Annotated in this window: 11 protein-coding genes and 1 tRNA gene; 6 read left to right on the plus strand and 6 right to left on the minus strand. The window is 37.4% G+C overall.

Features of this window, described 5'->3' with window-relative positions; genetic code table 11:
- Window positions 1-48 precede the first annotated feature (48 nt).
- Both DD649_RS13895 and DD649_RS13900 read left to right on the plus strand, forming a co-directional pair.
- Window positions 49-124: transfer RNA gene (locus DD649_RS13895), tRNA-Lys, on the plus strand.
- 1,264 nt (window positions 125-1,388) lie between these two features.
- Window positions 1,389-1,682 carry a helix-turn-helix transcriptional regulator gene (locus DD649_RS13900; protein WP_294107888.1) on the plus strand — a complete coding sequence of 98 codons (294 nt, stop codon included), beginning with the start codon at window positions 1,389-1,391 and terminating at the stop codon, window positions 1,680-1,682.
- Between the two features lie 278 nt (window positions 1,683-1,960).
- Here the strand turns inward: DD649_RS13900 and DD649_RS13905 are convergent, their stop codons facing one another.
- The 5 genes from DD649_RS13905 to DD649_RS13925 form a co-directional block, all read right to left on the minus strand.
- Complete coding sequence (locus DD649_RS13905) at window positions 1,961-3,727, minus strand: potassium/proton antiporter (protein WP_294107890.1); 1,767 nt, start codon at window positions 3,725-3,727, stop codon at window positions 1,961-1,963.
- Window positions 3,728-4,100: 373 nt separating this feature from the next.
- On the minus strand, window positions 4,101-4,769 hold the full coding sequence (locus tag DD649_RS13910; protein WP_294107892.1) for a methionine ABC transporter permease: 669 nt from the start codon (window positions 4,767-4,769) through the stop codon (window positions 4,101-4,103).
- The gene (locus DD649_RS13915; RefSeq protein WP_336430859.1) at window positions 4,766-5,779 is read right to left on the minus strand and encodes an ATP-binding cassette domain-containing protein; all 1,014 of its coding nucleotides are present in this window, start codon (window positions 5,777-5,779) and stop codon (window positions 4,766-4,768) included. Before DD649_RS13915 ends, DD649_RS13910 begins: the two co-directional genes overlap by 4 nt.
- A gap of 3 nt (window positions 5,780-5,782) precedes the next feature.
- Entirely contained in the window at window positions 5,783-7,240 is a 1,458-nt protein-coding gene (locus tag DD649_RS13920) for an NAD(P)/FAD-dependent oxidoreductase (RefSeq protein WP_294107897.1), read from the minus strand.
- A 4-nt stretch (window positions 7,241-7,244) separates the two neighbouring features.
- Window positions 7,245-8,369 carry a peroxidase-related enzyme gene (locus DD649_RS13925; protein WP_294107899.1) on the minus strand — a complete coding sequence of 375 codons (1,125 nt, stop codon included), beginning with the start codon at window positions 8,367-8,369 and terminating at the stop codon, window positions 7,245-7,247.
- A 215-nt stretch (window positions 8,370-8,584) separates the two neighbouring features.
- On the opposite strand from DD649_RS13925, the gene DD649_RS13930 reads away from it, so the two are divergent.
- Window positions 8,585-9,418 carry a MetQ/NlpA family ABC transporter substrate-binding protein gene (locus DD649_RS13930; protein WP_294107901.1) on the plus strand — a complete coding sequence of 278 codons (834 nt, stop codon included), beginning with the start codon at window positions 8,585-8,587 and terminating at the stop codon, window positions 9,416-9,418.
- A gap of 387 nt (window positions 9,419-9,805) precedes the next feature.
- Window positions 9,806-10,543: a cyclase family protein gene (locus DD649_RS13935; protein WP_294107903.1), complete on the plus strand. Its 738-nt coding sequence runs from the start codon at window positions 9,806-9,808 to the stop codon at window positions 10,541-10,543.
- 86 nt (window positions 10,544-10,629) lie between these two features.
- Here the strand turns inward: DD649_RS13935 and DD649_RS13940 are convergent, their stop codons facing one another.
- Window positions 10,630-11,865, minus strand: a complete 1,236-nt coding sequence (locus DD649_RS13940; protein ID WP_294107904.1) for an SLC13 family permease — start codon at window positions 11,863-11,865, stop codon at window positions 10,630-10,632.
- Window positions 11,866-12,475: 610 nt separating this feature from the next.
- On the opposite strand from DD649_RS13940, the gene DD649_RS13945 reads away from it, so the two are divergent.
- Both DD649_RS13945 and DD649_RS13950 read left to right on the plus strand, forming a co-directional pair.
- Window positions 12,476-14,425 (plus strand): PTS mannitol transporter subunit IICBA, encoded by a 1,950-nt coding sequence (locus tag DD649_RS13945; RefSeq protein WP_294107907.1) that lies wholly within the window; start codon window positions 12,476-12,478, stop codon window positions 14,423-14,425.
- A gap of 11 nt (window positions 14,426-14,436) precedes the next feature.
- The gene (locus DD649_RS13950) at window positions 14,437-15,597 is read left to right on the plus strand and encodes a mannitol-1-phosphate 5-dehydrogenase (protein ID WP_294107908.1); all 1,161 of its coding nucleotides are present in this window, start codon (window positions 14,437-14,439) and stop codon (window positions 15,595-15,597) included.
- Window positions 15,598-15,678 lie beyond the last annotated feature (81 nt).

Raw genomic sequence — 15,678 nt, forward strand, 5'->3', positions numbered from 1 at the left:
ACGGCCCACCATCTTAAAGTTTTAAAGCATTAAACCATCCTAATAGATGGGCCGTTAGCTCAGTCGGTAGAGCAGTTGACTTTTAATCAATTGGTCGCAGGTTCGAATCCCGCACGGCCCACCATCTAAATAAAAATCCCATACCAATAGATAGACCATTACTCAGTAGTAAACTTGCAGCTTATCTCGATAAGCTGGTTGCAGGTTCGACCCGTAGGGTGAAGCCGAAGGCTGAAAAGTCCCGCACGGCCCACCATCTAAAAAAAATCCCATACCAATAGATAGACCATTACTCAGTAGTAAACTCGCAGATCCCTCGATAAGCTGGTTGCAGGTTCGACCCGTCAAAGAGGGACGTCTAAAGGCACTTTTCTTATTCTTATTAACTAATAGATTTAAAAAAGAGCAATAAGCCAGTTAACTAAAATAGGAGATCATTAAAATATTAACATTTGAGAGAATGTGACGTAATTAAACTATGTACTATTTTATTATCACAATAGTTAATTGAGTCGTTGGGTTATTGAAAATGGCAATACAATAAAATTTGTCTTATCTTAGAGAAATGAAATCGCTGAAGGTACAGTAGTTAGATTTAAATGTCTTTATATTCAAATTTAGTAGACTATTTGTTTGTCGGTTTAATCTTTGAGGTCAAAAAAACAATTAAACTAAATTAAATACGTCATTTATTTTTCATATTTTTGTGATGTTCATCAAGTAAAGTGAATACTAAACGTTTTTAACGTTAATGTTTTGTTATCTTGAATAGGCTAAGTGAGTAAATTTCTAAGGCTACTTTAAAAATCGAGCAAATTTAATGTGGGTTGTAACTAAATATCATCAATGTATGTCATTGATAGTAGATAGTAGAATATGATTATATATATAAAATGTATAACTTTTACCTTATTTTACAGAATTTAATCATTTATCTCACTTCATATACTCATAAAACGAATATGTTGAAAAGCAATCATCAAATTTGTTACAGTGTTAAATTATTCTGTTTATTTCCTTTATTTTTGGATTTTTTATCGGGCAAATGACTACATTTTAGTGTATTGTTCTGACCATGAACTGTCGGTACTGCAAGGTACGCTCATTACTCACTTATCGCTTAACCCCTTAACTAATTGAAATTATTGACTTAATTTTAATACTTAAATCATATGTAATTATCGTAATTTTTTGTTACATAGTTGCAATGTCATTTTTAGACTAGTTGAAACTAATTAGATGGCTAGTATATCATTCGTCTCGAGATATATGCTGAATCGTTAGTATCATAATTAATGGCTATATCCATATAAAGATAACAATAGAGAAACGCAGTGAAGTACCTGCTGTTTTTTAATTCAATAATATAAATTGAAGCGAGAATGTTTATGAATACAAAATATCCTGTCGCTTGTGCAGTTGGACAAAAAATAAAATCATTGAGAAAAGCTCAAGGCTTTACTGTCTTTCAGTTAGCTAAAGAGATTGATATCAGTGAACAACAACTATTTCGTTATGAGCGCGGTGTGAATCGTATCGATATAGATTGTCTAGTGCGAGTATTGAAAGTATTAGATATTAACATGGGCGAATTCTTTAGTGAGATTCTGCATGATGATGTCCAGTCAGTAGAGAGCAGAGAAACAAAAGGATTTGATGATTCAGTTTATTCTCTAGTTTAATAATATATTTAATACTTATGTTTCAAAATGGAACTTAATTAAATTTTGATTTCTTAATTGCTTCAATTAAGGGCATAAGTGTGCGTGTGGTTATTATAATTATGCTAATGGTCATACTCATATATTATCTTCTCTCGAATAGCGTGTAATTATGAAAATAAAAGCCCATTACGGGCTTTTATTTTATCTAAGATATATTTTTTGGTTATTAATATAAATTTAAGTTGAACATCAGTTTTAATGAATAACGTAAATAGCATAAAGAAAATGGAAATTCATTAGTCTGTACCATCAATAGGTTCTAATATTACAGTAACAATACGAGTATCGATCATTTCAACTATCTTCAGTTGTAAATGTTCTAATTTTATCACGCTGCCTTGAGTTGGTTCAGTTGTAGTATTGGCATAAATAAATTTGTCTAATGTGATATCGTCATTTTCGTCAATACGTATGCCATAAGAAGCATATATCTCATTTAATCGAGTTGTACCTTTAAGACTTAAGCCTGTAGATGGTAATTCTACAGCCTCAAACTCAGGTGATATTTTTTCTGAAAAAAGATGTTCAAGAAAAAGCCTGTTCTCAGGTTTAAGGACAACAAATAAATGGTCATTCGCAAAAAGTTGTGTTGAACCTCTAGGGGGTAGTACTGATTTACCTCGAGTGATCATTGCAATAACAGTTTGGTCAGGTAATGCTAATTGAGATAAGCGTCTACCTACAGCAGAACAATCTTCACCTAATGTATATTCCACTAAATCGGCATCTATTTGGTCTACAGCAGTAATATCTAAAGTTGCAGCCGGAATAAGCGGTGGTGGCTGCATTAAATTAAGCTTACGTGCGACATAAGGTAGTGTTGAGCCTTGCAGGGTTGCTGAGATTAGTACGACGAAAAAGACAACATCAAAAATTAAATTTGCGCCGGGTAAGCCGTAAATAAAAGGAAAAATAGCTAATATAATTGGTACTGAGCCACGTAAGCCAACCCAAGAAATTAAGGCTATCTCTGGTTTAGGGAAACCAAATAGTTTTAGTACTGGAATAACGGCAAGTGGTCTGGCTACAAAAGTGAGTACTAACGCGATAGCTAGGCCTTCAAGCCATACTTCTAGCAATGAACTTGGATTGACTAGCAATCCTAACATGACAAACATAATGATTTGGCTAAGCCATGCTAAACCATCATGAAATAAAAATGTGTTGCGTTGGAAAACAAATCGATGATTTCCAATCACGACACCGGTGACAAAAATAGAAAGAAATCCGCTACCCTCTAAATTACTCGCTAATCCAAATGAAAGTAAACCACATGCTGCGACGAGTACAGGGTAAAGCCCCGTTGCCATTAATTTAATTTTGTTAATTATCTTAACGGATACCCAGCCCACCGTTAGACCAATAACAGTGCCAATGCCCATCTGACTGAAAAATAGCAAGACCAGCTCACTACCTGAAGCTTGTTGGTTCATTAATAGTTGTAATAACCCTACGGTGAGAAAGATAGCCATTGGGTCATTTGTTGCACTTTCAATTTCGAGTGTTGATTGAAGACGTTCATTGAGGTAAATTCCGGCGTTTCGTAACAATGAAAATACGGCGGCGGCATCTGTTGAACCCACAATCGCACCTAATAAAAGACCTTCAAGTAATGGGATCCCTAAAATATAAGCGGCAGCGACTCCCGTTACACCAGCGGTGACTAGAACGCCTAAAGTGGCAAGAGTAAATGCAGGTTTCCAGACTAGGCGAATAGATTTTACAGATGTTTGAAGTCCACCATCAAATAAAATTAAAGCCAGAGCAAGGGAGCCAACAGCATAAGAAACATTAACGTTATCAAAGGTGATCTTTCCTATTCCATCCTCGCCTGCAAGCATACCGATGAAAAGGAACATAACTAGCATCGGCAGGCCGAGCCTTGCGGATAATTTACTCGAGAATATACCGAGTAGGATGAGTATTGATGTGAGTAGGATTAATTGTTCAATTGTAGGCATAATCAGTTTAATTTGTAGGTGAATAAAACGCTGACGATGCATCGCAAAGCGCATGTAGGTAATAATAAAGCACAAAAAAATAATAAAATATTTAGCTAATGGCTATTTTCATGACATACCAAGAGCAAATATTAAAAGGTATATCATCATGATTATAATATAAAATACTCAAATAAATTGTTATTTTGTCGCATTATAAATAATTAATATGCAATTTATTCCAACGATGAATATCATTACAGCTAGACTAATCGATTCAACATTGATGGGTATTGATAGATTGTTGATAGATGCCATTGCTGAGCATGTTGATTAAACGTGAGTGCAGATAAAAGAAGGGGTTAGTGAATTGCATTGGTAGCATCGATGAAAAGCTAACAAGGTCGATATAATGATAATATCGACCTCAATTAAGTTAATGAAAGCGTGCTTTCTTCGCTAAGTAATCACCAATAAGTTGCATGCCTTGAACAATAATCACTAAAGTGACTACCGTGATTGCCATCGCAACATTATCAAAACGTTGGTACCCATAGTTGAGTGCTAAATCACCGATACCTCCACCGCCAACAGCACCTGCCATCGCCGTTGCGCCAACTAATGTAATACTTGCCGCAGTCAAACTTAATATTAATGACGACTTGGCTTCGGGTAAAATAAAGTGCCAGATAATTTGCCAATTGGTTGCGCCCATTGCATCTGCCGCTTCAATGATGCCGGAGTGAACGCCAAGAAGAGAGTTCTCGACTAAACGTGCAGTATAAGGGGCAATATAAATAACTAAAGGCACAATCGCAGCAGTAGTTCCTATTGATGTTCCTACCATGAATCGTGTTAGTGGGATCATGGCAACTAATAAAATAATAAAAGGTAGAGAGCGAATAGTATTTATAATAGGGTTAACAATTCGATAAATACATTTATTTTCCCAAATACCGTCCTGCCTTGTTACAACCAGTAAAATGCCTAATAAAATCCCAAATAATGAGCCAAGTACAAGGGCAATGCTCACCATAGTAAAGGTTTCTGACATCGCTAATAAAAATTGTTTACTAGTGAGTGCCGTCTCAAAAAATTGTGTCATAGTGCCCCCTTATTTACTGCTACGCCACGGAGACGTAAGAAATTCACCGCATCATCAATTTGTTCTTTCTCACCAATTATTTGTACAAACATACTGCCAAGTACCACGCCGCTAATTTCTTTCATATTGGCAAACAAGATATTTATTTTGACAATATTTTGCACAATGAGCTCATTAACAACCGGTTCTTGAGCGGATTTACCTAAAAACTCTAATCGATATACATCTTGTTGATGTTCAAGATTGTGAAGAACACGTTCAGGAATTTCTTCATTTAAAACCGTACGAACAAATTTTTGTGTCGTTAAATGTTGAGGTTGAGCAAAGATATTTAATACGGTTCCTTCCTCAACAATTCGCCCTGACTCCATGACGGCAACACGATTACAAACTTGTTCAATGACTTCCATTTCATGAGTGACTAATAAAATTGTTATCTTTTGTTCACGACTGATTTTTTGCAGCAACGCTAAAATTGAGCGAGTTGTTTGTGGATCAAGTGCTGATGTGGCTTCATCACAAAGTAATATTTCAGGATTATTAATTAATGCACGGGCAATACCAACTCGCTGCTTTTGTCCCCCGGATAATTGCCCAGGATATTGATGTTTTTTATCGCTTAACTCAACGTATTCAAGGATATTATCGACTCGGCGATTGATCTCTTGCTTATCAAGTCCGAGCAGAACCAGTGGCATTGAAATATTTTGCGCGACTGTTTTGGTTTCTAATAAATTAAAATGTTGAAAGATCATGCCAATATTTCTTTTATGGGCACGAATTTCAGCAGGGCTGTGATGGGCAATATTTTGGCCATCAATAATTACAGCACCACTGGTCGGCTTTTCTAATTGGTTGACTAAGCGAATGAGAGAGCTTTTACCCGCGCCGCTATAACCAATAAAACCAAATATATCGCCTTTATTGATTTGCAAATTAATATCTTGCAACGCAACTAAAGATTGCCCATCTTTTTCATATACTTTTTGGACATTTTGAAATGTGATCATGATTTACTCCACATTATCGGTTAGTTGCATACGTTCTGTTGGTGAAAGAGCGGCTTGCCATTCATCACCTAAAAGTTCTGCTTCAGTGCTTGTTTTAACTAAATCAAGATGTTGCTCTTGATAGGCGAGGTATAATTGAGCCGCTATATGGTCTGCGAGTCTTTCAGCACCGGTATTCGTGCCGGGTATTAAGCCAATGACAGGTCCCATACTCAAAGACGCACTTAAATTAAAACAATAAAGTTTGTTTAATTCAGGCAAGTCACACCCTGTTTTAGGTTGTAATTCAAAATGTGAGCCAAGGTAGGGGTGAGAGGCTAATTCACTATTCTCTTCAGCTTGCGGTGGCGTATATACATCACCCCAAGTTTGAATATAGGGCGTTAACTTATTAAAGGCGGTTTGTTTAAACCAATTAATACGATAACCCGTCGCTAATATAAGATAATCAAAGGTGAATTTATCATTAGCTGTTGTAACCTGTAATTTTCCATTATTTAATGCAACCTGTTTAATGGGGGAATTAAAGTTGAAATAGGCATTATCATGGCGCGAAACTCGCAATGTACTGCCATGTGGTGCAGGGGTTTTCGCTTTAGCGACATAATCGGCATAATGCCATTTTTGCGCATCAGAGAAATAAGCATATGCATGAGTGAAACCTGGACTTCCAGCAACCTTGCCACGGTTAACGCGGGGCATATCACTTGCACGAATTAATATTTCGACTGAATTTGCACCTTGCTCAAGTGCCGTGGCCGAACTATCCATCGCTCCCGCGCTATAACCAACGACACCAATATCCAGGCCTTTAAAGCGGCTATAATCACTACCAGCGTATGAGTGTTCCCAATAAGATGTTGGGATCTGTGCCATAAAATCAGGGATGTTAGGCTCACTAAAAGATTCCATACCCGTTGCTAAGATGACATGCTTCGCGATATAGCACTTCGTGCCTTCCGGTGTGTCAAAGGAGAGTTCGCTGCCATTCGCGCTGAGCTGTATATCAATTAATTGATATTGGTTGAAAACCTGAGGTTCAGTTATGGATTTGAACCATTGTAAATATTCACCCCATTGTAAGCGCGGAATTTTATCCAGTTTTTCCCATGCATCTTCACCAAATTGTACTTTAAACCATGCTTGAAAGGTTAGAGATGGCGAAGCAAGTGCAGGACCAACAACGTGTTTTGGTGAACGTAATGTTTCCATTAATGCTGGCTTTTGCCACGGGCCTTCTTTACCTGTTTTTGCTTGGTCAAATACTGTTGCATCAATACCGCGTAGTTTGAGTGCAAAAGCGGCAGTAACCCCTGACATACCAGCACCAATAATCGCGACATCAATTTGATTAAGTGAGTCTTTATTGGATAATGACCATGTCGCGATCGGTAAATTTAAATATTGTAAATCTAGTCTTATTTGCTCTTCCAGAGCGAGTAAACCCTCAATTCGTTCCATTGAATTACTCCTTGTTCTCTACAATTTCAAAGGGTTCACCGAGCGATAACATTAAGCGGTTGGCCCATGAAAAAAAGGCACTAGATTGGATTAAATCGACTAATTCCAATTCAGACAAACCTAACTCTCGCAGCCTATCAATTTGTGAGGTTGATGATTGAATTGGTGTCGCTGACAAAGATGCCACTAAATCAGTAATAGCGAGCAACCTATCATCAAAACCTTCAGCTAAAATAGAGCCTGTGGCTGTTGCTAATAATTTATCCACATCATTACGGCGCTCTTTTGCATATTGACTCGCTTTACGTGCATGGACGGAAGCACAATAAATACAGCCGTTAACTTTACTCACTACAGCGGCTGCATATTCACGTTCCCAACGCGGTAAACCGCCTGATGTATAGAAAACGCCGCGATCAATCAATGTACGAATTTCTAAAATTCTGCTATGGTGGGCGAGTAATAAAAAATATTCAGAACTAAGTTGACCGAATTTTTTCATTACTTGAGCTTCATCGGCACTGAGCGTGTTTGCGGCTCTGGCATCTAACCAAGCCTCCCAACCCAATTCATCTTGTGTAAATGCGATTGGTGATAGTTTTCCATGCCGACTTAATGGACGATTATTCCATTTCCCAGCTTTAATTTTTGTTATATTGCTATGGTCACTATTATGGCCTTGCAATAAATTTAAACCCTCGACTAAACGGGCTTGATAGGTGACAAAAGTGATTAACTGGGCTAATAAAACAATATCTGCATTTTGCCAACCATGATCGGTTAATTGTTCAATGAGCGAATAATCGGTTTCTTTTGGCGACGAAGTTAATATTTGAAGATATTTTTTGGCGGCTTCGAAACCTGGTGTTGATGTAATTGGTGTTTGCGACAGCAACAGTTGGCTATAAAAATGGATTAAACTTTGGCTTCCTGTCAGCGTGGCGACTTCGAGAGCGAAATGATATTTCACATTGATAGGTAGTAGGTCTGAGGGCGTGGAAAAAATCGCCTCAAAAGCCGCTTGTGTATTTTCGGTCGCAACCAATCGTTCTTGGCGTATTTTTGCTAAATGAGATTCTGGCGTTAAATTAGTCAGGGAATCAATTAAATCATTATTAAAAATTGTCATAAAATAACTCACTTTTTTTAAACGTTTTTTTATCTCCTTCATTACATATCATGCACATCATTTATCGAACGAATGAATTGTTATATGCATATAACTAAATGGAATTAAAATTAAATTTATCTATGCTTTTAGTTTTAAGTTATAACGATCTGGTCTAAGTAGAATCAAAAAATTATGTCTATACTGCCCAAAATGTCATTACAGGGTTGTTACATATGTTAAAACAAAAATTAATAAGTCTTTCACTCATCGCAACTGCAATTGTTACACTCGTGGCGTGTGGTGATAATAGTGAGAAAGATAATCCAAATAAAAAACAAATTACGATTGGTTTTGGGGTTGGAAACTACATCGACCAAGTTGATAAAGGCATTGTGCCCATCTTAGAGAAAAAAGGTTATACAGTAAATTTGCGCCAATTTTCTCAAAACAGGCAAATAAACCCAGCGTTTGAAGAGGGCGCAATTGATGCATCGGTTAATCAAAGTCGTGCATATATGGATGCATACAATAAAAAAAATAATATCAATATGGTGGCATTGACGGACTCGCCAAGCGCGCCACAGAGCTTGCGTTCTAATAAACATAAGTCATTAGATGAAGTGAAAGATGGCATGATTGTCGCGTTATCAAATGATCCGGTAAATGCAGAGCGCGGTGCACGAATTTTAGAGCAATTGGGTTGGATAAAAATAAAACCTAATGTCAGCACATTAAGCTTCAGTGTGAATGATATTGAACCTGGAAAATATAATTTAGATATTCGTGAAACTGATGCCGCGCAAGGATTACGTTTATTAGATGATGTTGATTTTGTCGTGGTTAATGGTAACTATGTGGCAAGTGCAGGACAACGAATAGCTGATGGGCTTGTGGTTGAAAATTCGCCATTAGAGCATCGTATTATCGTCACTGTATTACAAAAAGATGTCGATGCGCAGTGGGCTAAAGATTTAAAAGACGCTTTTGATTCTAAAGAATACGCAGATTATATTCGCTCTCAGCGCATATATGATGGATTCATTGAACCTGCAAGCTGGACTAAATAAATATTAATTATATTAAGAATAACCGCGTGATTAGCGTTATTCTGCTTGCCGAATCATATAGTTTCTATGTGATTCGGTATATTTAATGTGAGTACTTAACGTTATTACAGTATCAGCTGTTTAGAACACATCTTATTAGTTAGCGTTTTCATTTCAAAACATGTTAGTCACAATAACTAAATGATATTTGAGAGCTATCATTATATTTTTAATTATTTTTCACATTATATCTTACTGCCAGTTTTCATTTCAAATTCAACATGAAAAACATTCGTATTAGAAGTGTAGACAAGTTAATTTAGTTATTTAATATTAAAATAAATAAATGTCATAACACAAAAATAATTGCTGGAAAGCGTTTAAAATGAACCAAACAGGGGAAACTAGATGGCTAATGAACTGATTAATGCACTTAATATACTTAAATCAAAAACGTGGATTGATTTGACTCACCGTTTTGATAAAGACTCACCTCATTTTTTTATGTTTGAACCTGCTGAATTCAAAACGCTATTTGGTTATCCCGACGGATTTTTTGCACAACAATTTACGTTTCCTGGGCAATATGGCACTCATATTGATGCACCATGCCATTTTGTTGAAGGAAAGCGTTATTTACATGAGTTGGAGCTTAAAGAATTAGTATTGCCGCTTATTGTGATTGATCAATCGTCAAGAGCGAAACAAGACCCTAATTTCTCGTTTTCTCGTGAAGATGTAATCTTATTTGAGCAACAACATGGACAAATAGAGTCTGGTACTTTTGTCGCGTTACGAACTGATTGGAGTCACCGCTGGCCGTCTCAAGAGGCTATGGATAATAAAGATAAAGAAGGTAAAAACCAAATACCGGGTTGGGGAATTGATGCGTTAAAATTTTTATTTGAAGAACGAGGCGTTAAAGCCATTGGACATGAGACTTTTGATACCGATGCAGCAAAAGATTTTCGTCAAAATAATGCATTATTGGCTGAATATTATGTTTTAGAGCAAGACACGTACCAAGTTGAGTTGATGGCAAATTTAGACCAACTTCCGACTAGAGGGGCGGTTATTTTTAACGTTGTCGCTAAACCTAATAATGCGAGTGGCTTTCCGGTTCGCTCTTTTGCTATTCTTCCGTAATACTATTCTTACTTTAAATTTAAACGTGACTTTCTAAGTTAAAATGCACCAATTTGTAGGTAATAGCGCAAATTGGTGCCATCAAATTATAAAGCGATTAATATCCACGCGGCGGCAAGTAGCATACACAGCGCAGCGACAATACCACCTGATTTAGCAAATTCTGTAAATGAGATTTTCACGCCATATGCTGCGGATTGTTCGACAACAATGATGCCCGCTAAACTACCGAAAACAAATAAATTACTGGAAAATCCAGAACCCAAAACGAGTGCAGCGCCTAATGAATCCGCATTGCCGTCAGGAGATAAAAATGGAACCAGTAGCATTACTGATGGGTTATTTCCTACAATAGTACTGAGTACGCCAGTGACTAAAAATAAAACAATTGGATTATTTAATTCAACCCCATGACTACGCAAATCATTCAGTAATTGCTGTGGTAAACCAGTTGATGCAAAAGCCGCATTGACTACAAATAACCCCATGATCAGTAATAAAAGATTGCCATCAACCAGTTTTAACATATCACTTGAAGCGATAGAACGATTAAGCAGTAAAAAGCCTGCTGCGGTTAACGCAATGAGTTCCCTTGGAATATCAGTAGCGACAAAAGCAACGATAACAGCGAAGGTGATGATACCTGCTTTTGTTGTTTCCCAAATATTGAGTTTTTCTGATTGTGATTGTGTGCTAGGTATTTGTGTTGTTTCTTTCGCTAAATACCAACGGTTACGATAAAGCCAAACTAAAACTAACCAAGTGATTGGTAATGAAAGAAGAGCAGGAATAGCCGCTGCTTGAATTAACCCAACAAATGAAAGGTCCAGACCCTGCGCTGCAATCATATTTTGTGGACTACCAATTAATGAGCCAGCGGCACCATTATTGGCGGCAAAACAGAATCCTAATAAAAAGGGAATAGGATTAAGGCCACGAGATAAGGTAATAGAGACTAATAAAGGCGTCATCGCCACGACAACGACATCATTTGTTAATAAGGCAGAAAGTAGCCCTCCTACTGCAATTAATACGGCAAGCAATGTTGGCGCACTAACCTTTAACATAGCAACACGGTCAGCCGTCCAACTATAAAAGCCAGAGACTACAAACGATGCGGAAACTACCATCAAACCAAACAACATACCTATAGTTCTATAATCAATTGAATTCCAAGCGTGAGGCGGGGTAATGCTACCTATTGCCATCATTGCCAAGGCACCAATAACCGCCGCACCTGTTCTATCAACTTTAAAGCCGGGTAGTTTGCCAAAACCCATTGCGATATAAACCAGTAGGAAAATAATAATAGTTAGCGTCATAGCAATCACATTTTTTGAGTTAAATTATGCTTAATTTAGCGGTGAATAACCATGGAGGCAAGATTAAATAATCTTTAATAATAATAAGTTGCGTTTATTCCTAATAATGAGCATCGCAAAAAGAATGGTCGCTGACGATATGTAAGATAAGCAAGAGTTGTTGACGAAAAATAGGCGTTTTAAAGCGTAAAGTGGTTTTTATTTAAACTTGAAATATATGCTGAAATTTTATTACAAAATAAATTATGCGTAAATAAAACTAATTTTAAATGAATTCAAATGTTAAAAAGGTCATGAACATGAAAATATTTCGTGATCAAAGTCACTAATTTATAAAAAACAGGCTAACAAAATAAGTGATCAGTATCACATAAAAAAGGCTTTTTGTGTAAAAATAACTCAATGTAATTAAATAACATGATTAATTTGTGAGGGGAGTCACTAATTGATGGGGGGGGGTGGGGGGCGTAAAGTGATATCTATCACAGAAAGCCCGCGTGGTACGCATCAGAGAAAGGACATGCTAGAGTGAAAGTGTTCAAAAAATCTCACTAACGTTATTTGGCGATAACGTTACAACCTTATCATTCTCGTACCACGGGGTTCTATCATGGTAACATCAAATATCAAATTAAAGGTACAGAATTTTGGGCGCTTCCTCAGTAATATGGTGATGCCCAACATTGGTGCTTTTATTGCGTGGGGATTAATCACTGCGCTATTTATCCCTACCGGCTGGTGGCCAAATGAAACGCTAGCACAGCTTGTAGGACCGATGATCACTTACTTATTGCCACTATTAATTGGTTATACGGGTGGGCGGTTGGTTGGTGGTGAACGCGGCGGGATCGTTGGCGCGATCACGACTATGGGGGTAATTGTTGGTGCTGACATGCCTATGTTTATGGGGGCAATGATAGCTGGCCCTCTCGGTGGCTTTGTCATCAAGCGTTTTGACCGCTGGATTGAAGGTAAAGTTAAAACAGGTTTTGAAATGCTGGTGAATAATTTTTCATCAGGCATCATTGGCATGTTGTTAGCGATACTGGCTTATTTGGCCATCGGCCCACTGGTTGCGGGAATGTCCAAGATCCTTGCGGCTGGTGTAAATGTCATGGTGGAAAATAACTTATTACCACTTACCTCGATTTTTGTCGAACCTGCAAAAATACTCTTCCTCAATAATGCGATTAATCACGGTATATTTTCACCACTTGGTATTCAACAAGCATCTGAAACAGGCTCATCAATTTTCTTTTTAATTGAAGCAAATCCAGGTCCAGGACTTGGCGTGTTATTGGCTTATATGTTTTTTGGTAAAGGAAATGCAAAGCAATCAGCCTCAGGGGCGGCAATTATTCATTTCTTTGGTGGTATTCATGAGATTTATTTCCCTTATGTTCTAATGAATCCGCGTCTTCTTATTGCTGTTATTCTTGGCGGAATGACAGGTGTCTTTGTGATGAATGTTTTCCACGCAGGATTAGTTTCTCCAGCATCTCCAGGTTCAATCTTTGCAGTTTTACTGATGACACCAAAATCGTCATTAATTGGTGTGATTTTATCAGTCACAAGTGCAACACTCGTTTCATTCTTAGTTTCCGCAATCTTGTTGAGAAGAACTCGCGTAGGAGATGAAGATGAATTGGATAATGCGACGAAAAAAATACGTGAAATGAAGGCTCAATCTAAGTCTTCACATAAAAATTCTGAGAAGAATGAATTAGCTGCAAGTTTAGTCAATATCCGTCAGATTATTGTAGCCTGTGATGCAGGAATGGGATCAAGTGCTATGGGGGCTGGTGTTTTAGCTAAAAAAGTGCGTGATGCAGGTCTACTTGATATATCTGTCACCAATATGGCGATTAATGATTTACCTGATGATGTTGATATTGTCGTGACACATAAAGATTTAACGGCAAGAGCGAAGACTTTTGCACCGAATGCAATTCATATTTCCCTAACAAACTTCCTAGATGGGCAAACATATAGTGATTTAGTGACGCGTTTAATTGCTCAGAGAAATCCAAAAGCTGCAAATGACGGACGCTTAATTAAGCAAACTATTATTGCGGCTAATGATGAATCTTATCAAATGGAAACGCGTGAAGACGCAATATTCACCTTAAGTGCAAAACATATTCACTTGAATTTAAGCGCACAAAATAAAGAACAAGCTATTCGCTATGCAGGACAAAAGTTAGTTGAAGGCGGTTATGTTGAACCCGATTATATTGATGCCATGCTAGCGAGAGAAAAACTAACATCAACTTATTTAGGGGAGTCTATTGCGGTGCCTCACGGCACGATAGAAGCTAAAGATAGAGTTATTAAAACGGGCATTGTTATTTGCCAATATCCAAATGGTATCCAATTTGGTGATGAACCAGATGAAATTGCTCACCTTGTAATAGGAATAGCTGCACAAAATAATGAGCACATAGAAGTTATTATGCGAATTACTTCTGCGCTTGATGAGGCTGGTGTTATTGAAAAACTAAGCAAAACACAAAGCATTCAAGAAGTTCTCGAAATTTTATCCGCTCAAAGTGCAGCATAGGGAGACAAATCATGAAAGTTATTCATTTTGGTGCCGGAAATATTGGACGTGGCTTTATTGGTAAGCTATTGGCAGATGCAAATTCTCAATTAACATTTACAGATGTGAATCAACCTTTAATCGATCAACTGGCTCATCAACAGTCTTATCAAGTTCATATTGTTGGGCAAGAGCATCGTATTGAAAAAGTTCAACATGTTCACGCGATCAATAGTCAGGATCCAAAAACTATTGAATACATTGCTCAAGCCGACATGGTAACTACTGCTGTTGGTCCTCAAGTATTAGAAAAAATTGCGGTTACATTAGCGAAAGGCCTCTTGATGAGGAAGGAACTCAATAATAATAAACCATTAAATATTATAGCCTGTGAAAATATGGTCAGAGGTTCGAGTCAATTAAAGCGACACGTATTAGCTCAAATACCAGATAGCAATCATGAATGGATTGAGCGATATATTGGTTTTGTTGACTCAGCAGTTGATCGCATTGTTCCACCAATGGATGCTGCAAATGATGACCCATTGGATGTGACTGTCGAATCTTTCAGTGAATGGATTGTTGACCAAACTCAATTCATTGGTGATATTCCGATTATCGGAGGGATGGAACTTACTGATAACCTAATGGCTTTTGTTGAGCGAAAACTATTTACACTTAATACTGGGCATGCCATTACAGCGTACCTTGGACAATTATATGGGCACCAAACTATCAGTAGCGCCATTAGTGATCCGACGATTTGTGCAGTAGTTAAAGCAGCAATGTTAGAAAGTGGTCAAGTATTGATTCAACGTTATGGTTTTAATCCCGAGCAACATGCTCAATATATTGACAAAATATTAGGTCGTTTCGCTAATCCGTATTTACACGATGATGTTAGCCGAGTAGGGCGTCAACCGATTAGAAAATTAAATTCTGAAGATAGACTCATTAAACCATTGTTAGGAACGCTTGAATATCAATTGCCACATAAAAATTTGATTATTGGAATTGCTTCAGCGTTACATTTTAGATGTAACAGTGATCCGCAAGCGAGCGAAATGGCGGAGCTCATAAATGAGAAAGGAATTCGTCAGGCAGTGAAACAATTGTGTCAATTAGATGATTATCCGTTGATAATTGAGGCTATTTGCGGTGAATATCAATTATTAGAGTCAATACGAAAATAACTTTGCAGATCAAGGTCTGAGTCTAGGATAATAATGACTTTATGGTGACTTAATCGGTCACCATAAAGTGAACAAAGAAGA

This window comes from Providencia sp., from assembly GCF_003533305.1.
Classification (GTDB): domain Bacteria; phylum Pseudomonadota; class Gammaproteobacteria; order Enterobacterales; family Enterobacteriaceae; genus Providencia.